This window comes from Thauera aromatica K172, from assembly GCF_003030465.1.
Taxonomy (GTDB): domain Bacteria; phylum Pseudomonadota; class Gammaproteobacteria; order Burkholderiales; family Rhodocyclaceae; genus Thauera; species Thauera aromatica.
The window spans coordinates 2,065,880-2,085,209 of the sequence record NZ_CP028339.1; the positions used below are offsets into that span (position 1 = coordinate 2,065,880).

The window sequence follows — 19,330 nt, forward strand, 5'->3', positions numbered from 1 at the left end:
AACCGGCTTCGATGCCTGCGCTCGTTCCTCCCGCAGCCGCCGCGCTGGCTGGGGCGCTGAATCCCGGCGTCCGCTTCGGCTTTTGCCGCATCCCATGACCGACCTTTTCGATTCGCTCGAGCCGCCCCAGGTCCCGCTGGCCGAGCGCATGCGGCCGAAGACGCTGGACGAAGTCGCCGGCCAGGCCCACCTGCTCGGGCCGGGCAAGCCCCTGCGTCTGGCGTTCGAGTCGCGCCGCCCGCACTCGATGATCCTGTGGGGGCCGCCCGGAGTCGGCAAGACCACCCTCGCGCGGCTGATGGCGCAGGGCTTCGATGCCGATTTCATCGCCTTGTCGGCGGTGTTCTCGGGGGTCAAGGAAATCCGCGAGGCGATCGGCCAGGCCCAGGCGGCCAAAGCGCGCGGGCGCCACACGATCCTCTTCGTCGACGAGGTGCATCGCTTCAACAAGGCCCAGCAGGACGCCTTCCTGCCCTATGTCGAGCAGGGGCTGGTGACTTTCATCGGCGCCACCACCGAGAACCCGTCGTTCGAGGTCAATTCCGCGCTGCTGTCGCGGGCCGCGGTGTACGTGCTCGAAGCGCTCGACGGCGAGGCGCTGGCGCGGCTGTTCGAGCGCGCCCATGCCGCCGCCTGTCCGGCGCTGGTGTTCGAGGACGATGCCCGCGCACGCCTGATCGGCTTTGCCGACGGCGATGCCCGCCGGCTGATGAACCTGATCGAGCAGGTCCAGATCGCTGCCGAGACCGCTGCCGTGGCCCCGGTCAGCGCCGCCTTTATCGACCAGGCGTTGTCGCGCAAGCTGCGCCGCTTCGACAAGGGCGGCGAAGCCTTCTACGACCAGATTTCGGCCCTGCACAAATCGGTGCGCGGCTCCGATCCCGATGCTGCGCTGTACTGGCTGTGCCGCATGCTCGACGGCGGCGCCGACCCGCTCTATCTGGGCCGCCGGCTGATCCGCATGGCCACCGAGGACATCGGCCTCGCCGACCCGCGCGCCCTCGAGATCGCGCTCAATGCCTGCGCCACCTACGAACGCCTGGGCTCGCCCGAGGGCGAGCTCGCGCTGGCCGAAGCGACTATCTTCATGGCCTGCGCGGCGAAGTCGAACGCGGTGTACAAGGCCTACAAGGCGGCGCGCGCTTTCGTCGCCCAGGACGATTCGCGGCCGGTGCCGCTACGCCTGCGCAATGCCCCGACCCGACTGATGAAGTCGCTCGATTACGGCAAGGCCTACCGCTACGCCCACGACGAACCCGAGGGCTACGCGGCGGGCGAGGACTACCTTCCCGACGGCATGCCCCGTCCCGCCTGGTACCGTCCGGTGGCGCGCGGCATGGAAGCGAAGATCGCCGAAAAGCTCGCCCACCTGCGCGCACTCGATGCCGCCGCGCGCAGCGACGCGAACGCCACCGGCAACAGGGGAGGGCGGCTCAGTGGAGCAGGGGATGATCCGCCATGAACCGGGCGCAGACCGAGGCCGCATGGGCGGCCTTGTCGACATCGCCGTGGGCGTTGGCGCGCTCGATCAGATCGAGCATGTACCCGGTCAGGACCATCACGCCTTCCGGCGTCTGCACCAAGCCGCAGGCCACCTGGGCAGCGGCCGCATCGGGAATTTCTTCGTGCTCGGCGATGAGGGCGACCTCATCGTCGGTCAGGTCGCAGTAGTCGAGGCAGTCACGAATCGATAGCATGCTGAACTCCTCTTTGCGTAAAACCATGGGTGCAGCGCGGCAGGAGCGCGGCTCCCTCCGCGTGCGCAACCGAGACTTTCAGGATAAGCGCTGAACGGGTTTTTTCAAGCTCGAATTCGGCTCCTCAAGTCATTGATTGGAAAAGTTAATTTTTGCGCTGCGGCATTGCTGACGAAAGCCTGGAAAGCGAGCCGCTTGCGCGTGTTTTCATCGAAAGAGCTTCAGTACTCTCAGGCAAGCTCTTGATTCAACACGTACCAGGAATTTCCCGATGCTCGATATCCAGCTTCTTCGCAACCACCTCGACACCGTCGCCGCAGGTCTTGCCCGCCGCGGCGTAGCGCTCGACACCGCGGCCTTCCAGGCCCTGGAAGACGAGCGCAAACAGTTGCAGACCCGCACCCAGGAGCTGCAGGCGCGGCGCAACGCCCTGTCCAAGCAGATCGGCATGCTCAAGAGCAAGGGCGAAGATGCCTCAGGCGTGATGGCCGAAGTCGCGCAGCTTGGGGACGAGCTGAAGGCTTGCGAGCAGGCCCTGCCGGCACTGCTCGAGCGCATCGACGCCTTCCTCGCCGTGCTGCCCAACCTGCCGCAGGAAAATGTGCCGGTGGGCGAGGATGAGTCGGGCAACGTCGAGGTGCGGCGCTGGGGCACACCGCGCAGCTACGACTTCGAGGTTCGCGACCATGTCGATCTGGGGGCGCCGCTGGGGCTGGATTTCGAAACCGGCGCCAAGCTGTCGGGCGCGCGTTTCGCCTTCCTGCGCGGTCCGGTCGCCCGCCTGCACCGCGCTCTCGCCCAGTTCATGCTCGACACCCACACCCGCGAGCACGGCTATACCGAGTGCTACACCCCCTACATCGTCAATCGCGACGCCCTGGTCGGCACCGGCCAGCTGCCCAAGTTCAAGGAAGACCTGTTCTGGGTGCTGCGCGGCGGCGACGAGGAGGGGCTGGAGCAGTACCTCATCCCCACCGCCGAGATCACCCTCACCAACAGCGTGCGCGAAGCGGTCCTCGCGCTCGATGCGCTGCCGATCCGGCTCACCGCGCACAGCCCGTGCTTCCGCTCGGAAGCGGGCAGCGGCGGGCGCGACGTGCGCGGCATGATCCGCCAGCATCAGTTCGACAAGGTCGAGATGGTGCAGATCGTCGAACCGTCGAAGAGCGACGAGGCGCTCGAGCAGATGGTCGGCCACGCCGAAGCAATCCTGCAAAAGCTCGAGCTGCCCTACCGGGTGATCACGCTGTGCACCGGCGACATGGGCTTTTCCGCGGCCAGAACCTACGACCTCGAAGTGTGGCTGCCGGCGCAGAACACGTATCGTGAAATCTCCAGCTGCTCCAACTGCCAATCCTTCCAGGCGCGCCGCATGCAGGCCCGGTTCAAGAACGCGCAGGGCAAGAACGAGCTGGTGCACACCCTCAACGGCTCCGGGCTGGCGGTGGGGCGGACGCTGGTCGCCGTGCTGGAGAACCACCAGCGGGCGGACGGCTCGATCGTCATTCCGAAGGCGCTCGTGCCCTACATGGGGGGCATCGAACGGATCGAAGCGCCGCTGTGAAACGCGCCCCGGGCTGCGCCTGCAGTTGAATCACCGGACCCCGGGGCGACCCACCGGGTCGCCCCTACCGCCCGCCCGGGCGTCGGGGTGATCCGTGGGGTCGTCGGGTAATCCGCCGGGTCGTCGGGCGATTCGCCGGGGCATCGGGCGATTCGCCGGGGCGTCGGGTGATTTGCCGGGGCGTCCGGCGGTTCGTCGGGCCGTCGGGCGATTCGCCGGCGTCGTCGGGCAATTCGCCGGGGCGTCGGGCGATGCGCGGGGTCGTCGGGCGATTCGTCGGGTCGTCGGGGCGATTCGTCGGGTCGTCGGGCGATTCGCCGGGGCGTCGGGGGATTCGTCGGGCCGTCGGGTGATTCGCCGGCGTCGTTGGGCGATTCGCCGGGGCGTCGGGGCGTCGGGGCGTCGGGGCGTCGGGGCGTCGGGGCGTCGGGGCGTCGGGGCGTCGGGGCGTCGGGGCGTCGGGGCGTCGGGGCGTCGGGGCGTCGGGGCGGTTCGTGGGGTTGTAGGGGCGACCCGGCGGGTCGCCCCTACCGTGGTCGGCCGAGAGAGAGGGCGGGCAGGTTCAGGGTGGACGAATACGGTGCTTCGAGCCGCATCAGGATGTCGTGGTAGCTGCGCACGTTCTCGGTCATCACCACGGCTTCACCACCCCGTGCCGCGCCAGATTTCAGGCGCGCGGCGTATTCCGGCCTCGACAGCAGGGGCAGCACCGACTTCAGGTCCCACCATGACAGATCGTCCTTGCCCTGGCTGCGGGCGATGCTGCGTGCGCCGCTGAAGTGCCCCATGCCCAGGTTGTAGGCGGCGGTCGCCATCCACGAGCGGTCGGGTTCGGGGGCCTGTTCCGGCAGTTGCTCCCTGAGCATCGCCAGATAGCGCGCCCCGCCCAGGATGCTCTGGCGCGGATCGAGGCGGTTGGCGACACCGAGGCGATCGGCCGTGTCCGAAGTCAGCATCATCATTCCGCGCACTCCGGTAGGGGAGGTGGCGTCCGGGTTCCAGTGCGATTCCTGGTAGGCGACCGCGGCCAGGTAACGCCAGTCGATTCCGGTCTGCGCCTCGGCCTCGTGGAAAAAAGCCCGGTAGCGCGGCAGGCGCTCGTGGATGCGGACGAGAAAAGTCGTGATGTCGGTGTCGTCGAGTCGGCGCACGTGGCCGAAATGGCGGTCGGCCAAGCGCGCCAGCCGGCCGCTGCTGCGGGCCTCTTCGATGAAGGCGTCCACCGCCGCAGCCAGCTCGGGGTTGCCCAGCGGCATCGCCCAGGAAATCGATGAGCGTCCAGGCAGCTCGCGCACGATTGCCAGCTGCGGATGCACCCGCGAAGCGAAAGCGTAGTGCAGGCGGTCGGTGGCGACGAGGTCGAGCTCGCCGGCGGCAAGCTCCGCGAGCAGGGTTTCCTCGCCCGATCCGACCGGGAAACGCACGTCCAGGCTCGGCACACGCTTGCGGATCTGCGTCAGGTGCTCGGCGGCGAGTGAGCCGCGCCGGGCGCTGACGCTGCGGCCGGCGAGCCCGGCCTCGTCATCGATCGCCCCCGCGTCGGCGCGGCCGGCGATCACGTAATCGACCTCGCGCAGCGCCGCCGACCAGTGCAGCGGCAGGCGCTCGTTACGCCCCAGGCCGGCCGCTGCCAGGTGGGCCCGCCCCAGGATCACCGCATCGAGCGCGCGGGTGGCGTCCGGATAGCGATCGAAGCGCACCGGAACCCCGAGCGCCTCGCCGAGCGCGAGCAGCAACTCGTATTCGAAGCCGCCGGCCTCGCCCTGCGCATCGAGGTGATACGAGATCGCATCGTGACGCGTCGCCACGCGCAGCTCGCCCAGGCTGCGGTAGTCGGCCAGCGGTAGCGCCTGCTGCGGCCCGCAGGCGGTGAGGAAGAGGGCGACCAGAGCGGTCAGCAGAAGGTGCAAAGTGAGCGGAGATGGCGGACGGAGAGCGGATTCTGCCCGTTGCCCGATCGGCGGGCAACGGCTGCGTCAGGCCCGTCCGTACTTGTCCTCGAAACGCACGATGTCGTCCTCCCCCAGATAGGCGCCCGACTGCACCTCGATCAGCTCGAGCGGGATCTTGCCGGGGTTTTCCAGCGCATGGAGCTGGCCGATGGGGATGTAGGTGGACTGGTTCTCGGTGACGAGGTAGGTCTTGTCGCCGTTGGTCACGCGCGCGGTGCCGCTGACCACGATCCAGTGCTCGGCGCGGTGGTGGTGCATCTGCACCGACAGCTTCGCCCCCGGTTGCACGGTGATGCGCTTGACCTGGTAGCGGTGGCCGGCATCGATCGAGTCGTACATCCCCCAGGGGCGGTACACCTCGCGGTGGTTGATGTGCTCGTAGCAGCCGTTGTCGCGGATCTGCTCGACGATCTTCTTCACCTCCTGGCGAGGATGGCTTGTTCGTTTGGAGTCAGCGGCGTTGCAACGCTGCCCCGTCGGAATTTTCACCTAACTTTGTATCGTGCGGGTGGAATGCTTATTACCTACTCCTCGCACGTGGGCTGCGATTCGATGAGCGGGTTGGCGAAATCGATACCGCCGAGGGGGGTGGAAGTCGAGGCGCTGTAATGACAATGCCACTACAAATTGCTATATTAGGCGCCTGAAACAAAAGGAGCGACGATCATGCCCACGGTCGAACCCGTCGCCAAGCGCGACACACTCAACCTGCGCATCAAACCTGAGGTGCGCGGTCTGATTGACCGTGCTGCCAAGGTGCGCGGCAAGAATCGCACGGACTTCATCCTCGATGCCGCTCGTCAGGCGGCAGAAGAGACCTTGCTCGACCAGGCGCTGATCCGCGTCAGCCCCCAAGCCTATGCCGAGTTTGTGGCGCGCCTGGATCGCCCGGTAGCGCCCAACGCCCGTCTGCAAAAGACACTTCAATCGCCTGCCCCATGGGATCGGGTGTGACGCTGGCGGCGCCCGAGCCTCTGGCGGCACATCACGACACCGACGCATTCTCCTGCGGCGTCGAGAGTCTGGATCGCTGGCTCAAGCAACGGGCCTTGAAGAACCAGGCAACGGGTGCTTCACGTACATTCGTGGTATGCGAGGACAACCGGGTGCTGGCCTACTACGCTCTGGCCTCCAGTGCTGTCGCTGCCGAGCTGGCCACAGGGCGTTTGCGGCGCACTATGCCTGATCCGATTCCTGTGCTTGTGCTCGGTCGCCTGGCCATCGACCAGTCCTTGCGTGGCCAGGGCATCGGCCGCGCCCTGGTACGTGATGCGTGCTTGCGGGTGATGGCGGCAGCCGACGCCATTGGCATTCGGGGGCTGCTGGTGCATGCGCTCTCACCTGAAGCGCAGGCATTTTACGAGCATGTCGGCTTTGAGTCCTCGCCGCTGGAGCCCATGACCTTGATGGCCACTATCGCGGATGTGCGTGCAGGGCTGGAGTGACCTGCGGCGGGTAGTTCCCGTTATCTGCTCACCGCGCCCCCACCGAAGCCCCTCTCAGCACCCGCCGCACCTTCTCCCTCACCAACAACCCCCCCGAACTTCGCATTCGTCACCAGATACCGCTTCCACATCCGGCGCGGTTCCTGGATCACCCGGTACAGCCACTCCAGCCCCCGGCGCTGCATCCGACGGCAAGGTCGATGGTCCAGTAGCCGTGACTCACCCGGTTTCGCATGGCGTACAGCGCTGCCCAAGGGATCTGGGGGTTCTGTTGCTCGAATTCCGGTGCATGCAGGCTGACATTGCGTGCGGCCTCGCCGATGATCTCGATGTTGCGGGCGACGGCATCCTGCAGTTGCTCGTCTGCGGTGAAATCGAGCTGCGATTTGCCGAACGTGTAACGCTGGATGCGATCAGCGGCGTCGCGTATGTGGTGCACGTAGTCGTTCAGCCGCAGGGCCTTCTTGTTCATACTGCTTGTGCCTCGTGCAGGATCTGACTGCGGAACTTGGGAGGTAGCGCCGCCGGGGTGAGCACATCCACCGATACGCCAAGCCGGGTTTCGAGCTCGACCTGAATGTGCGCGAGGTCGAGGAGGGATGCATCGGGCGCCGGGTCGACGAGCAGGAATAGACGGCGCGGTGGGCATCGCCAGGGCCGATTCGATTCCCTGCAGCAGGACAGCGCAGGATTCGGGCTCGACCGCGACCACGATGCCATCGATGTTGACCATGTCGCAGGCGCCCACTGAGAGGCCCAGGCAGTGAGCAATGAAAGACCTGACCCCGCCTACCCTCCGCCCTCAGGCTGCCCAGTTAGCCAACTGTAATGCTTCCACTCGCTCGAACTCGCCCAAGTTGTTCGAAACGAGCGTCAGACCCTCGCTACGTGCGTGTGCTGCAATGTGCAGATCATTGACGCCGATTGTCTGCCCGCGAGATTCCAGTTGGGCGCGGATGTTGCCATAGTGCATTGCTGCTTTCGGGCCGTAGGGCAGCACCTCGAGGCGACAGCAGAAGTCCTCGACAGCGGCAAGCGAACGCGCTGGCGCGTTGCTTTTCTCGGCGCCGTGCATCAGCTCCGCGAGGGTAATCGACGAGATCGCCAGATGCCCGGCGTTCTCGTTGAACAGCGCAAGTGCCGACAGCGGCCGGCGCTTGATCACGCAGATTACGATGTTCGTGTCGAGCAGGTAGCGCAGCATCAGAGCGCCTCGCGTTCCTGCTGTTCCTGGCTGGCGCGGGTTTCCATGAAATCGTCGGCAACCTGCGGCCCGTTGATGAAGAACGAATCCCACGTGTGGCCTACCGGCGCGATGATCCGCTCCAACCCGCGGGCCCGGACGTCCACGCGCTTGACGTTCGCGGGCAAGCGCATGTCTGCCGGCAGTCGCACGGCCTGGCTGCGATTGTTCGTGAAGACGGTACTTGTAGTCATGGATGTCTCCAGCTCATGGATTGGGATACGGCGAAAGTATATCCCACGCCGCGTCGTGCGCCCGCTCGGAGCCGGTACGTTGCCAGGGCTGTCGGAGCGGCAGCAGCCCCACGCATCACCACCCAGGCGTGTCCACCCCATACGCCCGCGTATTCCCATGCACCGCCGCGCTCGCGCGCATCTCCGCCGGCCGCCACCAGCGATAGTGCCCGTGCTGCGCCGCGGGCGGATGCAGACCCCGACTGCCGCTGCTCCTACACCGCAGCACACGTATCCGTTCGAGGAGCACGGTTTTACCGACGACTCGGAGACCGACCATGAGGACGCTCTTGGCCGGATTACCGATCCGGATCCGCTGCAGCGCGATGCGGACGATTCGGCGCAGCTCGTCTCTGCCAGCGAGATCAGGCGGCGGAGAGCCGGCTCCTGGGGCGTACGGGTTTTGAACGGGATCCATGTCTATATCGATATTATGAAAGTTATCTTTTTTCGATAATGTCTATAAGACCAGTTGATATCAAGCGCGGACAATTGAAGAGGGGTGACCCTTCCGTACGCCGCAGGCCTGTAGTGCGCAAGCGAAGCAGCCATTTGAACGGCTGGGGCAGCGCACCGCCGCAGCCCCGCTGATCTTCGCCAGCAGAACGGTCGACCGCTTCTGGCCGGCTTCTACCGCGCCCGCCGCCGGCGGCACCCGACCGTCGGCTCCGCCGGAAACATCACAGCCATTTCGCTTTCTTGAAGCGCCACCACAGGAAAGCGCTCGTGGCTGCGATCACGGTGATGCCAAAGGGGTAGCCGTACTGCCACTCGAGCTCGGGCATGTGGGCGAAATTCATGCCCCAGATGCCGGCGAAGGCGGTGGCGACGGCGAAGATCCCGGCCCAGGCGGCGAGCCGCTTGGCGATTTCGGTCTGGTCGATGGCGACCATCGACAAGTTGACCTGGATCGCGGTGACGATGGTGTCGCGGATGCTGTCGAGCGAGGCGTTGAGCCGGGTCAGGTGGTCGTACACGTCGCGGAAGTAGTGCCGGCTGTTGGCGCAGACTTCGGGCACGCGGCCGCTGTGCAGCTTGCCGGCGGCTTCCATCAGCGGCGTCACCGCGTGCTTGAGGAGGGTGACCTTGCGTTTCAGGCGGTACAGCCGGCGGATGCTGGAGTGCGCCGCGCCCTTGGTGAAAATGCGCTCTTCGAGCGCTTCGAGCTCGGATTCGAGGCCTTCGATGACCGGGAAGTAGCGATCGACGACGGCGTCCATCAAGGCGTAGAACACGTAGCCCGCGCCTTTCGCGAGCATTTTCGGCTCGCGCTCGCAGCGACGGCGAACGTCGATAAAGCCGCGCTCGCTGCGGTTGCGCACCGACAGGATGTAGTTGGTGCCGACGAACACGTGCACTTCGCCGACTTCGAGAGCGTTGTCCTTTTCCTCGATGAGGTGCATCACCGCGAACAGCTCGTTCTCGTATTCCTCGACTTTCGGGCGCTGGTGGCCGTGGTGGGCATCTTCGACGGCGAGCTCGTGGAGGGCGAACTCCGCTTTCATCTGCGCGAGTTCCTCGGCCGTCGGGTCCTTGAGCGCGACCCAGATGAAGGTGTCGGCGCGCTGCAGGTAGTCGCTGATCGCCGCGACCGGGATGTCCGCGAGCTTGCGTCCGTGCTGGTAGGCGGTGCAGTTGATGAGCATGGCGCGCAGGCTCGACAGGGACGACGTCAGTGGGCGCGGGTCGGGGCGTCCGCCGTCTGCGGGCCGGGCGCGGGGGTGATGTCGCGCAGCAGGCGGCCGGGGTTTTCCAGGTCGTCGATGATCAGCATTTCCGCCTGGGCAGCGGTGACCGGACGCGAATACAGGAAACCCTGGGCGAATTCGGCCCCCAGCCCGCGCAGCAGCGCTTCCTGGGCGGGAAGTTCGACGCCCTCGCAGACGACCTCGCGGCCCAGCTTGTGGGCGAGGTTGAGGATGGTTTCGACGAAGCTGCGGTCGGCCGCCCGGTCGTGAACGTGCCGGATGAACGAGCGGTCGACCTTCAGTGTGTCGATCGGCAGGCGGTGCAGATAGGACAGCGAGGAGTAGCCGGTGCCGAAGTCGTCGAGCATCAGCTTGAGCCGGGTGCGCTTGAGGGCGCTCATCAGCTCGATCGCGCGCTCGCCGTCTTCCATCGCCGCACTTTCGGTGATTTCGAGCTTCAGGTGGCGCGGGGAAAGCCCGCTCTCGCGCAGGGTGCGGCGGATCTCCGGCAGCAGCTCGGGGTGGGTCAGCTGGCGTGCGGAGAGGTTGACGCTGACGGTCAGCGCCGGGCGGCGCGGGAAGGCGAGCTGCCAGCGGCGCATCTGGGCGCATGCGGTGTCGAGCATCCAGCGCCCGATGGGGACGATCAGGCCGCTGTCTTCGGCCAGGGGGATGAATTCGGCGGGGGAAATGAGCCCGCGCTCGGGGTGGTTCCAGCGCACCAGCGCTTCGAAGCCGACCAGCCGGGTGTCGCGCAGGCGCACGATTGGCTGGTAATAGGCTTCGAATTGATTGCGCTCGAGGGCGCGGCGCAGATCGAGCTCGAGGTCGAGCCGGCGCAAGGCTTCTTCGTGCATGCCGCGGTCGAACATCGCGTAGCCGCCGCCGCCCTGGGTCTTGGCCCGGTTCATCGCCAGGCTGGCGTCGCGGAGCATGACGTCAGGATGGTCGTAGTGGGAATTGTTCATCGTCATTCCCGCCGACATGCTGGCGAAGACTTCATGTTCGTGCAGACGGAAAGGCAGGACGCAGCTTTCCTGCAGGCGCTTGATGACCCGCACCGGGGAGGTGGGGTCCTTGATGTCTTCGAGCAGGATGCCGAACTCGTCGCCGCCGAGGCGCGCGATCATGTCGGTCGGCCGGGTGGAGCGGCGCAGCAGGTTGGCGATCTCGATCAGCAGCAGATCGCCGATGCGGTTACCGAGGCTGTGGTTGATGACGCTGAAGCGATCGATGCCGCAGTGGATGACGGCGAACTGGAGCTGCTTGTTGCGCTGGGCGCGTTGCATCGCGTGATTGACGCGGTCGAGGAACAGACCGCGGTTGGGCAGGCCGGTCAGGCCATCGACGAAGACTTCCGGCAGCCGGGCTTCGTGCTCCGAGAGGTTTACCCCGGTTTCGTGCGCCGAAGCGTAGAACAGCATGTGGTCGGGGTCGAAGCTGACGCTCCACGCCAGGCCGACATAGGTGCCGTCGCTTCTGCGACAGCGGCACGAAAAGCGCACCGTCGACAACTCGTCGCCGATGCGGCACAGGCGGTCGATCATGTCCTCGCGGTCGAGTTCGTGCACGACCTCGATGAACGGGTGCCAGCGCAGTGCGTCCTGACCGAGGCCGAGCACTTCCTGCCATGACTCGCTCATCATCTGGATCACCCAGTTCTCGTCGAGAACCATCAGCAGGGCGCCTGGCAGCCTGAAGAATGCGCTTTCGGCAGGAAAGGCCTGCGGAGGTTTTCGATAAACGGACATCATGGGCAGTTACTCGGTGGTTTTTCCAATGATACGGGGCTGAGCGGGGTTCAGTGAACGTATGTTCATCAAGTCCGGACCGCTTCGAGCAATTCGCGCACCGCCTTCACCCGCTCTTTCAGATCGGGCAGGCTGGCGCGGCGGACGAGTTTTTCCGGGCCCGCCATCCTGGTGTTGCGGTCCTTCTGGACCAGAAAGATCACCTTCACCGGGTCGATCGGCGCGTCCTTGGCGAACTGCACGCTGATCTGCGCCTCCGAGGCGTCGAGCTTATGCACGCTGAAGGCTTTCACCATCATCCGCAGGCGGTGGGTTTCGATCAGGGCGATGGTTTGCGCCGGCAGTTCGCCGAAGCGGTCGATCAGCTCTTCCTGCAGCGCGCGCAGGTCCTCTTCCGTTTCGCAGTTGGCCAGGCGCTTGTAGAGCGTCAGCCGCTCCTGGACGTCGGGGCAGTAGTCGGTGGGCAGCAGCGCGGGCGTGTGCAGGTTGATCTCGGAGACGACGTCCAGTGGCTGTGACAGGTCGGGCTCGCGGCCGGCCTGCAGTTCCCGGACCGCGCGCTTGAGCATTTCGGTGTACAGGCTGAAGCCGACCTGCTGGATTTCGCCCGACTGGTTCTCGCCCAGGACTTCGCCGGCGCCGCGGATCTCGAGGTCGTGCATGGCGAGGTAGAAGCCCGAGCCGAGCTCGTCCATCAGCGCGATCGCCTCCAGGCGCTTTTGCGCCTGCGGCGTCGGTTTGGCGCCGGGCTGGGTCAGCAGGTAGGCGTAGGCCTGGTGGTGGCTGCGGCCGACGCGGCCGCGCAGCTGGTGCAACTGGGCGAGGCCGAAGCGGTCGGCGCGGTTGATGATGATGGTGTTGGCGGTGGGGATGTTGATGCCGGTCTCGATGATGGTGGTGCACAGCAGCAGGTTGGCGCGCTGTTGGGTGAATTCGCGCATCACGCGCTCGAGTTCGCGCTCGGGCAGCTGGCCGTGGCCGACGACGATGCGCGCCTCGGGCAGCAGCTCTTCGAGGTCGTCGCGCATGTTGTCGATGGTGTCGACCTCGTTGTGCAGGAAATACACCTGGCCGCCGCGCTTGAATTCGCGCAGCACCGCCTCGCGGATCGCGCCGCGGCTCGAAGGCTGGACGAAGGTCTTGATCGCCAGGCGCTTTTGCGGCGCGGTGGCGATCACCGAGAACTCGCGCAGGCCTTCCATCGCCAGGCCGAGCGTGCGCGGGATCGGGGTGGCGGTGAGGGTCAGGACGTCGACTTCGGAACGCAGCGCTTTGAGCGCTTCCTTCTGGCGCACGCCGAAGCGGTGTTCCTCGTCGATGATCACCAGCCCGAGGCGCTTGAATTTGACGTCCTTCTGGATCAGGCGGTGGGTGCCGATGACGATGTCCACCTTGCCTTCGCCGAGCAGCCGGAGCGACTCGGCCTGCTCCTTGGCGGACTTGAAGCGCGAAAGTTCGGCGATCTTGATCGGCCAGTCGGCGAAGCGGTCGGCGAAGGTCTGGTAGTGCTGCTCGGCGAGCAGGGTGGTCGGGCACAGCACCACCACCTGGCGGCCGTCGGCCACCGCGATGAAGGCCGCGCGCAGCGCCACTTCGGTCTTGCCGAAGCCGACGTCGCCGCATACCAGGCGGTCCATCGGCCGGCCCGATTTCATGTCGGTGACCACGGCGTCGATCGCCGCCTGCTGGTCGGGCGTGGTCTCGAAGCCGAAGCCTTCGGCGAAGGCTTCCAGGTCGTGCTGGGTGAAATCGAAGCGGTGCCCGGGGCGGGCGGCGCGCTGGGCGTAAAGTGCGAGCAGCTCGGCGGCGGTGTCGCGCACCTGCAGCGCGGCTTTCTTCTTCGCCTTTTCCCACTGGCCGGAGCCGAGGCGATGCAGTTCCACGCCTTCCGGGTCGGCGCCGGCGTAGCGGGTGATTACGTGCAGTTGCGCCACCGGCACGTAGAGCTTGTCGCCGCCGTTGTATTCCAGATGCAGGAATTCGGTGTCGCCTTCGCCGAGGTTCATGTGGATGAGGCCGAGGTAACGGCCGATACCGTGCGACGCATGCACTACCGGGTCGCCGATCTTCAACTCGGACAGATCGCGCAACCAGCCTTCCATGGTCGCCGCCTTGCGGCTGTCGCGGCGGCTGCGGCTGCGGGCGGTGGCGGCGTAGAGTTCGGCCTCGGTCAGCACCGCCAGCCTGGCCGCCGGCAGCACGAAGCCGCGGGCGAGCGGAGCGATGCCGAGCGCTACCGGGCTGCGGGCGTCGAGGAAGGCCGCGAAGTCGGCCGTCGGCTCGGGCTTCACGCCGTATTCGGCGAAGAACTCGGCCATCGTTTCGCGCCGGCCGGGCGAGTCGGCGAGGAGCAGGATGCGGCCGCCGGCTTCGTCGATGAAACCGTCGATGAAGGCCTTGAGCCTGTGCAGCGGGTCGGAGGACTTGCGCTCGACGGCGACCTCGGGCGCGGGCAGGGCGAGCGCGGCGGCATCGCGATCGGCGCTGTCCACCGTGCCCGCCGCTTCGCCCGCGGCCGTGCCGCTGCCCGCTCCGGCGCCGTGCCTGGTGTCGCGCTCGGCGCCGATGTCGAGGCGCGGGCGGCGCTTGAGCGCGATGAAGAAGGCCTCGTCGCTGAGAAACAGCTGTTCGGGCGGCAGCACCGGGCGGCTGCGGTCGCCTTTGAGCAGGTCGTGGCGCGAGCGGGTGTCGCGCCAGAATTCGGCGATCGCCGCAGGAACGTCGCGGTGCAGCAGCACCGGGGTGTCGGCGGGCAGGTAGTCGAGCAGGGTTGCGGTATCGTCGAAGAACAGCGGCAGGTAGTACTCGATGCCGGCGGGGGCGATGCCGTTGGAAATGTCCTTGTAGACCGCCGCGCGCGTCGGGTCGCCCTCGAAGGTCTCGCGGAAGCAGCTGCGAAAGCGGGTGCGCCCGGCATCGTCGAGGGGGAATTCACGCGCCGGCAGCAGGCGGATTTCCTTCGTCGGGTAGACGGTGCGCTGGGTGTCGGGGTCGAAGGTCTTGATGCTCTCGACTTCGTCGTCGAACAGGTCGATCCGGAACGGCAGCGGCGAGCCCATCGGGAACAGGTCGACGAGGCCGCCGCGCACCGAGAATTCGCCGGGGCTGACCACCTGGGTGACGTGGGCGTAGCCGGCCAGTGCCATCTGCGCCTTGAACCGCTCGCCATCCAGCCGCTCGCCCTGCTTGAGGAAGAAGGTGTAGGCGGCGAGATAGCTCGGCGGCGCCATCCGGTAGAGCGCGGTCGAGGCCGGTACCAGCACGACATCGGCTTCGCCGCGGCTCAGCGCGTACAGCGTCGCCAGGCGCTCGGAGATGAGGTCCTGGTGCGGGGAGAAGCTGTCGTAGGGCAGGGTTTCCCAGTCCGGCAGCAGGTGCAGGCGCAAGGCCGGTGCGATCCAGGCGATTTCATCCACCAGGCGCTGGGCATCGAGCGGGTTGGCGGTGACCACCAGCAGCATCCGCCCGCGGGCGGCGAGTTGCGCGATCGCGAGCGCGTCGGCGGAGCCGGCCAGCGGCGGTAGCTCGAGGCGGGCGCCGGGCTTGGGCAGGGGCAGGGTGGCGAGGTGGACGAGGAGGGCGTCGAGCGGGCTTGGCATCGGGAGCATGTATCTGCGGCAAGAGGGCGTTCGCCCGCGGCGCGGGGCTGCGGCGAGGAGCGCAATTATCCCGCAAACCGCGCCTGCGCGCCCTTCGCCACGCGAGGATCGCGGCAATCGAAGCGGTAGCGCGGTTGTTGCCGCGGCAAGGCTGGGGGGAATTCAGGGGCGACGGTGGATCGCGACCGGAATCCGGCGCGCGCCGAAGGCCTTGTCCACCGCCGCGCCGACTGCGCCGTAGCGCCCCGCGAGTACGGTGCCGCAGTGCGGGCAGGCACCCCGGGCGTCGAGCCGGTAACTGCGGATCTCATACCAGTCGCGCACGATCAGGGCTTCACCGCAGCCGGTGCAGCGGGTGGTGTCGCCGTCGATGTCGTGCACGTTGCCGGTGTAGACGTGCTGCAGGCCGCTATCGAGGGCGATGCGCCGCGCGCGACGCAAGGTGTCCGGTGGGGTGGGCGGGAGGTCGTCCATCTTGAAATCCGGATGGAAGGCGCTGAAGTGCAGCGGTACGTCGGCGCCGAGTTCCCTGCGCACCCAGTTGGACAAGGCGGTGAGTTCTTCGTCCGAGTCGTTGTGGCCGGGAATCAGCAAGGTGGTGAGCTCGACCCACACTTCGGTTTCGTGCCGCAGCCAGCATAGGGTGTCGAGCACCGGCTGCAGGTGGGCGCCACACAGCTTGACGTAGAAGTCGTCGGTGAACCCCTTCAGGTCGACATTGGCCGCATCCATCCGCGAAAAGAAGTCCCTGCGTGCCAGCTCGGTGATGTAGCCGGCGGTGACCGCGACCGTCTTCAGGCCGGCGGCGTGACAGGCGTCGGCGACATCGATCGCATACTCGGCGAAGATCACCGGGTCGTTGTAGGTGAAGGCGACGCTGTGGCAGCCCCAGTGCTGTGCGGTGGCGACGATTTCCTGCGGCGAGGCGGCGTCCATCAGCGTGTCGATGTCGCGCGACTTGGAGATGTCCCAGTTCTGGCAGAACTTGCACGCCAGATTGCAGCCGGCGGTGCCGAAGGAGAACACGCTGCTGCCCGGGTAGAAGTGATTCAGCGGTTTCTTCTCGATCGGGTCGATGCAGAAACCCGAACTGCGCCCGTAGGTGGTCAGCAGCATGTCCTTGCCTTCGCGCATGCGCACGAAGCAGGCGCCGCGCTGGCCGGGATGCAGCTTGCAGTAGCGCGGGCACAGGTCGCACTGGTAGCGGCCGTCGTCGAGCGCATGCCAGTAGCGGGCGGGATGGCGGCTGCCGGTGTCGGCGGTCGGCAAGGGGGACGTCTTCATGGACGGGCGCTCCGGCTCGGGTGGGCGCAGGCGGGAAGGGCGCTCAGGAATGGGCCTGTTCGCTCTCCTTCCATTTCTGCACGTGGTAGCGGGCGGCCATCAGTTCGACCACCTCGCGGTTGGTGGGCAGGCCGGCCTTGTGCTTGAGCGCGTTGAGGAAGGCGCGCGGCTCGGGAAGCTGTTCCCACACCTGGGGCAGGAAGGTGGCGCTGCTGCAGCCCGAGAACAGGATCAGGCCGTCTTCGAAGGGACGCAGCTGGGCGAGCAGTTCTTCTTCACCGAAAAAGTCGATGAACTCGGGCTCGGACAGCACCGAGACTTCGATCGAAATCCCGCCCAGCTCCTCGCTGGTGAGCGGCGGGAAACGCGAATCCTTGCTGGCGGCGGCGACGGCGTTGGTCATGACATCCTCCCCCAGCGGGTGCGAGCGACGCAGGCTGCCGATGCAGCCGCGCAGCCGGCCGTCCTGCAGCAAGGTGATGAAGGACGCGCCGCGCTCGTGCAGGCGGGCGTCTTGCGGCACCTCGGGCGCCGGGGCGAGGCCCAGATGATGGGCGATCGCCGCGCGGGCGAGCTTGAGCAGGAGGGGGCCGAGGTCAGTGTCGGGCATGGTCGGGGAGCTCCGTGTCGGAAAAGGCGATGCTGGTGTAGCCGACGACCCGCGCACGGTCGCCGGCGGTATCGCCGGAGTTGCGCAGGTCGAGCAGCTGTGGATGAAGGTGATGACGGCGGGCGGCAAGCAGCAGGCCGTTGATCGGAGTTGCGCCGCACGCCTGCTCGTGATCGATGCCGTCGTGCAGGGCGAGGACCGCTTCGACGGTGGCCCGGTCGGTCCACTGGGCCTCGCGGTACGGATGGTAATGAGACAGGTCCGAGCTGACGACGATCAGGGTTTCCGGCCCGCCCCACAGCGCTTCGAGCAGTTCCGCGACTGCCGCGGCGGGGGCGTCGCCGACCAGCAGCGGGACGATCTCGAAGCGTTCGAGCACCACCTGGAGGAAGGGGAGCTGGACTTCCAGGCAGTGCTCGAGAGCGTGGGGGCGGTCATCGACCTGCACGTCCGGCCTGGCCTGCAGCGCCAGCCAGTCCGCTTGGGATAGGGACACTTCGCCCAGCGGCGTGGCGAAAACCTGGGCTGCGGGGAGGGCGAAGCCGCGCACCGCCATGCGATGCGTGGGGCCGAGCAGGACCACGCGCCGGATGCGCTCGCGCAGCGGAGCGAGCGAGGTGTAGGCGCTCGCCGCCACTGCCCCCGAATAGATGTAGCCGGCATGGGGGACGATGATCGCCTTGGGGATAGGCGCGGCTTCGAGCGGCACTGCGGTGGCCAGCAGCTCGGCGAGCTGGGTGCGCAGCACGCGCTCGTCGTGTGGATAGAACAAGCCGGCAACCGCGGCCGGGCGAATCGAAGCGGCAGCCATGTGCGCAATTCCTGCCTTCAAGTCTTCGGGGGAAACGACGATGCAATTATAGGATGGTGCTTGCGGGATGCAGGTTCCGCGTCGGGAGCCGGCACCCCAGCGCCATTGTACGTGGTGCGACCGGGCGGAGCGCGGCGTGCCCCGGCGCAGCCCGCTTGCGCCGGGAGGGGGCGGGGTGAGGTGGCATGGTGAGGTGGCGCGGGGAGCTGCCGCGGTGCGCGCTGCCCGGCTAGAATCGGGCCATGCAGACCTTCCATCCCCGTCACTTTGCCATCGTCCCGGCGGCCGGCAGCGGTTCGCGCATGGGCGCGGCGCGCCCCAAGCAATATCTGCCTCTGCTCGGCCGGCCACTGATCCACCATGCTCTTGCCACGCTGTGCGCTGCACCGGCGATCGAGCGGGTTTTCGTCGTGCTCTCGGTCGATGATGCCGAGTGGGCGCGGCACGACTGGAGCGGACTGGGCTCCAAGCTGGTGCCGCTGTTCTGCGGTGGGGCGACGCGCGCCGACAGCGTGCTCGGCGGCCTGCGGGCGATTGCCGGCGAAGCGGCGCAGAGCGACTGGGTGCTGGTCCATGATGCGGCGCGCCCTTGCCTGGCCCCCTGGCACATCGACAAGCTGGTGCGCGAACTGGCCCAGGACGAGGTCGGCGGATTGCTAGCGGTGCCGGTCGCCGACACCCTCAAGCGCGCCGACGAGCATCGGCATGTCGCCGAAACCGTGCCGCGCGACAGCCTGTGGCAGGCGCAGACGCCGCAGATGTTCCGTTACGTGATGCTGCGCCGCGCCTTGGAGACGGCCAGCGAAGTCACCGACGAAGCAAGCGCGATCGAGATGGCCGGGCTGCGTCCCCGCCTGGTGCAGGGCGATGCGACCAACCTGAAAGTAACCTATCCGCTCGACCTTCATCTGGCCGAATGGATCCTCCAGCACCGTCGGGGGTGACGCGATGAATTTTCCTTTCCGCATCGGCCAGGGCTTCGATGTCCATGCCCTGGTTCCGGGGCGCCCGCTGATCATCGGCGGGGTGACGGTTCCTTTCGCCTACGGTCTGCTGGGGCATTCCGACGCCGACGTGCTGTTGCATGCGCTCACCGACGCCTTGCTCGGCGCAGCCGGCCTGGGTGATATCGGCCGCCTCTTTCCCGACACCGATCCGGCCCATGCCGGGGCGGACAGCCGGGCGCTGCTGCGCGAAGCGTTCGCCCGCGTGCGCGCGGCCGGTTGGGCGGTCGTCAATATCGACGCCACGGTGATCTGCAAGGCGCCGCGCATCCTGCCGCACGCACCGCAGATGGTGGCCAACATCGCGGCCGACCTTGGAATCGATGCCGCGGCCATCAACATCAAGGGCAAGACGACCGAAAAGCTCGGCTTCACCGGCCGTGGGGAAGGCATCGCGGCCCAGGTGGTCGCCCTGCTCGCACGCACGGGCGCGGCCTGAACGGACGGAC

At 67.0% G+C, this 19,330-nt stretch carries 19 protein-coding genes and 1 pseudogene; 7 read left to right on the forward strand and 13 right to left on the reverse strand.

Annotated elements, in window-relative coordinates:
- Positions 1–94 precede the first annotated feature (94 nt).
- On the forward strand, positions 95–1,462 hold the full coding sequence (locus Tharo_RS09770) for a replication-associated recombination protein A (RefSeq protein WP_107221015.1): 1,368 nt from the start codon (positions 95–97) through the stop codon (positions 1,460–1,462).
- Here Tharo_RS09770 and Tharo_RS09775 read toward each other — a convergent pair.
- Positions 1,434–1,697, reverse strand: coding sequence for a hypothetical protein (locus tag Tharo_RS09775; RefSeq protein ID WP_107221016.1), 264 nt, complete (start codon positions 1,695–1,697; stop codon positions 1,434–1,436). The two genes, Tharo_RS09770 and Tharo_RS09775, sit on opposite strands and share 29 nt — an antisense overlap.
- 271 nt (positions 1,698–1,968) lie before the next feature.
- Here Tharo_RS09775 and serS point away from each other — a divergent pair, with 271 nt between their 5' ends.
- Positions 1,969–3,261, forward strand: coding sequence for a serine--tRNA ligase (gene serS / locus Tharo_RS09780; RefSeq protein WP_107221017.1), 1,293 nt, complete (start codon positions 1,969–1,971; stop codon positions 3,259–3,261).
- Between the two features lie 527 nt (positions 3,262–3,788).
- Here serS and mltF read toward each other — a convergent pair.
- Together mltF and Tharo_RS09790 are read right to left on the reverse strand one after the other, a co-directional pair.
- Positions 3,789–5,171 carry a membrane-bound lytic murein transglycosylase MltF gene (mltF, locus tag Tharo_RS09785; RefSeq protein ID WP_107221018.1) on the reverse strand — a complete coding sequence of 461 codons (1,383 nt, stop codon included), beginning with the start codon at positions 5,169–5,171 and terminating at the stop codon, positions 3,789–3,791.
- A gap of 66 nt (positions 5,172–5,237) precedes the next feature.
- Positions 5,238–5,639, reverse strand: a pseudogene (locus Tharo_RS09790) (cupin domain-containing protein); the annotation flags it as partial.
- Between the two features lie 240 nt (positions 5,640–5,879).
- Between Tharo_RS09790 and Tharo_RS09795 the strand changes: the two are divergent.
- A complete protein-coding gene (locus tag Tharo_RS09795) occupies positions 5,880–6,167 on the forward strand; it encodes a type II toxin-antitoxin system TacA family antitoxin (protein WP_107221019.1) in 288 nt (95 codons plus the stop codon).
- A complete protein-coding gene (locus Tharo_RS09800; RefSeq protein ID WP_107221020.1) occupies positions 6,164–6,658 on the forward strand; it encodes a GNAT family N-acetyltransferase in 495 nt (164 codons plus the stop codon). The genes Tharo_RS09795 and Tharo_RS09800 overlap by 4 nt, the downstream gene beginning before the upstream one ends.
- 20 nt (positions 6,659–6,678) lie before the next feature.
- Here Tharo_RS09800 and Tharo_RS18170 read toward each other — a convergent pair whose 3' ends face one another.
- From Tharo_RS18170 to vapB, 4 genes are all read right to left on the reverse strand, one after another.
- Positions 6,679–6,843 (reverse strand): WecB/TagA/CpsF family glycosyltransferase, encoded by a 165-nt coding sequence (locus Tharo_RS18170; RefSeq protein ID WP_211309590.1) that lies wholly within the window; start codon positions 6,841–6,843, stop codon positions 6,679–6,681.
- Positions 6,807–7,130 carry a HepT-like ribonuclease domain-containing protein gene (locus Tharo_RS09810; RefSeq protein ID WP_107221021.1) on the reverse strand — a complete coding sequence of 108 codons (324 nt, stop codon included), beginning with the start codon at positions 7,128–7,130 and terminating at the stop codon, positions 6,807–6,809. The genes Tharo_RS18170 and Tharo_RS09810 overlap by 37 nt, the downstream gene beginning before the upstream one ends.
- A 330-nt stretch (positions 7,131–7,460) precedes the next feature.
- Complete coding sequence (gene vapC / locus Tharo_RS09815; protein WP_107221022.1) at positions 7,461–7,862, reverse strand: type II toxin-antitoxin system tRNA(fMet)-specific endonuclease VapC; 402 nt, start codon at positions 7,860–7,862, stop codon at positions 7,461–7,463.
- Positions 7,862–8,095 (reverse strand): type II toxin-antitoxin system VapB family antitoxin, encoded by a 234-nt coding sequence (vapB, locus tag Tharo_RS09820; RefSeq protein ID WP_107221023.1) that lies wholly within the window; start codon positions 8,093–8,095, stop codon positions 7,862–7,864. The genes vapC and vapB overlap by 1 nt, the downstream gene beginning before the upstream one ends.
- A 229-nt stretch (positions 8,096–8,324) precedes the next feature.
- Here vapB and Tharo_RS17740 point away from each other — a divergent pair, with 229 nt between their 5' ends.
- Complete coding sequence (locus Tharo_RS17740) at positions 8,325–8,591, forward strand: hypothetical protein (protein ID WP_211309591.1); 267 nt, start codon at positions 8,325–8,327, stop codon at positions 8,589–8,591.
- A 223-nt stretch (positions 8,592–8,814) separates the two neighbouring features.
- Here Tharo_RS17740 and corA read toward each other — a convergent pair whose 3' ends face one another.
- The 6 genes from corA to amrB all read right to left on the reverse strand — a co-directional run bounded on the left by corA (position 8,815) and on the right by amrB (position 17,877).
- Positions 8,815–9,780 (reverse strand): magnesium/cobalt transporter CorA, encoded by a 966-nt coding sequence (corA, locus tag Tharo_RS09830; protein ID WP_107221024.1) that lies wholly within the window; start codon positions 9,778–9,780, stop codon positions 8,815–8,817.
- A 26-nt stretch (positions 9,781–9,806) separates the two neighbouring features.
- Positions 9,807–11,498: a putative bifunctional diguanylate cyclase/phosphodiesterase gene (locus Tharo_RS09835; protein WP_245880869.1), complete on the reverse strand. Its 1,692-nt coding sequence runs from the start codon at positions 11,496–11,498 to the stop codon at positions 9,807–9,809.
- Positions 11,499–11,641: 143 nt separating this feature from the next.
- Positions 11,642–15,172, reverse strand: coding sequence for a transcription-repair coupling factor (mfd, locus tag Tharo_RS09840; RefSeq protein ID WP_107222385.1), 3,531 nt, complete (start codon positions 15,170–15,172; stop codon positions 11,642–11,644).
- Positions 15,173–15,334: 162 nt separating this feature from the next.
- Positions 15,335–16,456, reverse strand: coding sequence for an AmmeMemoRadiSam system radical SAM enzyme (amrS, locus tag Tharo_RS09845; RefSeq protein ID WP_107221026.1), 1,122 nt, complete (start codon positions 16,454–16,456; stop codon positions 15,335–15,337).
- 43 nt (positions 16,457–16,499) lie between these two features.
- Positions 16,500–17,066, reverse strand: coding sequence for an AmmeMemoRadiSam system protein A (gene amrA, locus Tharo_RS09850; protein WP_107221027.1), 567 nt, complete (start codon positions 17,064–17,066; stop codon positions 16,500–16,502).
- A complete protein-coding gene (gene amrB / locus Tharo_RS09855; protein WP_107221028.1) occupies positions 17,053–17,877 on the reverse strand; it encodes an AmmeMemoRadiSam system protein B in 825 nt (274 codons plus the stop codon). The genes amrA and amrB overlap by 14 nt, the downstream gene beginning before the upstream one ends.
- A gap of 242 nt (positions 17,878–18,119) precedes the next feature.
- Between amrB and ispD the strand changes: the two genes are divergently transcribed.
- On the forward strand, positions 18,120–18,821 hold the full coding sequence (gene ispD / locus Tharo_RS09860; RefSeq protein WP_107221029.1) for a 2-C-methyl-D-erythritol 4-phosphate cytidylyltransferase: 702 nt from the start codon (positions 18,120–18,122) through the stop codon (positions 18,819–18,821).
- A gap of 4 nt (positions 18,822–18,825) precedes the next feature.
- Positions 18,826–19,320, forward strand: coding sequence for a 2-C-methyl-D-erythritol 2,4-cyclodiphosphate synthase (gene ispF, locus Tharo_RS09865; protein WP_107221030.1), 495 nt, complete (start codon positions 18,826–18,828; stop codon positions 19,318–19,320).
- The last annotated feature ends 10 nt before the right edge of the window (positions 19,321–19,330 follow it).

Excerpts from the sequence above, each read along its gene's own strand:
- amrS (WP_107221026.1), bottom strand. The coding sequence starts at position 16,456 with ATGAAGACGTCCCCCTTGCCGACCGCCGACACCGGCAGCCGCCATCCC.
- corA (WP_107221024.1), bottom strand. The coding sequence starts at position 9,780 with ATGCTCATCAACTGCACCGCCTACCAGCACGGACGCAAGCTCGCGGAC.
- Tharo_RS09810 (WP_107221021.1), bottom strand. The coding sequence starts at position 7,130 with ATGAACAAGAAGGCCCTGCGGCTGAACGACTACGTGCACCACATACGC.
- Tharo_RS09775 (WP_107221016.1), bottom strand. The coding sequence starts at position 1,697 with ATGCTATCGATTCGTGACTGCCTCGACTACTGCGACCTGACCGACGAT.
- Tharo_RS09795 (WP_107221019.1), top strand. The coding sequence starts at position 5,880 with ATGCCCACGGTCGAACCCGTCGCCAAGCGCGACACACTCAACCTGCGC.
- Tharo_RS18170 (WP_211309590.1), bottom strand. The coding sequence starts at position 6,843 with ATGCAGCGCCGGGGGCTGGAGTGGCTGTACCGGGTGATCCAGGAACCG.
- Tharo_RS17740 (WP_211309591.1), top strand. The coding sequence starts at position 8,325 with ATGCAGACCCCGACTGCCGCTGCTCCTACACCGCAGCACACGTATCCG.
- Tharo_RS09835 (WP_245880869.1), bottom strand. The coding sequence starts at position 11,498 with ATGGTTCTCGACGAGAACTGGGTGATCCAGATGATGAGCGAGTCATGG.
- vapB (WP_107221023.1), bottom strand. The coding sequence starts at position 8,095 with ATGACTACAAGTACCGTCTTCACGAACAATCGCAGCCAGGCCGTGCGA.
- ispD (WP_107221029.1), top strand. The coding sequence starts at position 18,120 with ATGCAGACCTTCCATCCCCGTCACTTTGCCATCGTCCCGGCGGCCGGC.
- amrB (WP_107221028.1), bottom strand. The coding sequence starts at position 17,877 with ATGGCTGCCGCTTCGATTCGCCCGGCCGCGGTTGCCGGCTTGTTCTAT.
- ispF (WP_107221030.1), top strand. The coding sequence starts at position 18,826 with ATGAATTTTCCTTTCCGCATCGGCCAGGGCTTCGATGTCCATGCCCTG.
- mfd (WP_107222385.1), bottom strand. The coding sequence starts at position 15,172 with ATGCCAAGCCCGCTCGACGCCCTCCTCGTCCACCTCGCCACCCTGCCC.
- amrA (WP_107221027.1), bottom strand. The coding sequence starts at position 17,066 with ATGCCCGACACTGACCTCGGCCCCCTCCTGCTCAAGCTCGCCCGCGCG.
- Tharo_RS09770 (WP_107221015.1), top strand. The coding sequence starts at position 95 with ATGACCGACCTTTTCGATTCGCTCGAGCCGCCCCAGGTCCCGCTGGCC.
- serS (WP_107221017.1), top strand. The coding sequence starts at position 1,969 with ATGCTCGATATCCAGCTTCTTCGCAACCACCTCGACACCGTCGCCGCA.
- vapC (WP_107221022.1), bottom strand. The coding sequence starts at position 7,862 with ATGCTGCGCTACCTGCTCGACACGAACATCGTAATCTGCGTGATCAAG.